This window comes from Nocardioides sp. CF8, assembly GCF_000389985.1.
Classification (GTDB): Bacteria; Actinomycetota; Actinomycetes; order Propionibacteriales; family Nocardioidaceae; genus Nocardioides; species Nocardioides allogilvus.
On record NZ_CM001852.1, the window covers coordinates 4,120,842 to 4,121,093 of the forward strand.

A 252-nucleotide genomic window follows, 5' to 3' on the forward strand; every position below is an offset into this window, starting at 1 on the left:
AGTTGAGTCCCCGATAGTGGTGTAGCGCGGTCGCTGAGTTCGTCACCGGCGTGTACGCCAAACGCAGACGCGGCCACCGCGCGATCCTTCGAGTCAACCTTCTACCGAATCCTCGAGGACCACACGATGACCGCTCCACACATTGTCGACCCTGCCGGCCTGCTTGGCGAAGCCCTCGCCGAAGCGAGCCCCGATCTGATGCGCTCGCTGCTGCAATCGATCATCAACGCCCTGCTCTGCGCGGACGCCGAC

1 pseudogene is annotated in these 252 nt (G+C 63.9%); it reads left to right on the top strand.

Annotated features, from left to right (window positions below):
- Nucleotides 1-126 precede the first annotated feature (126 nt).
- Nucleotides 127-252 (top strand): annotated as a pseudogene (locus tag CF8_RS22180) (IS256 family transposase); the annotation flags it as partial.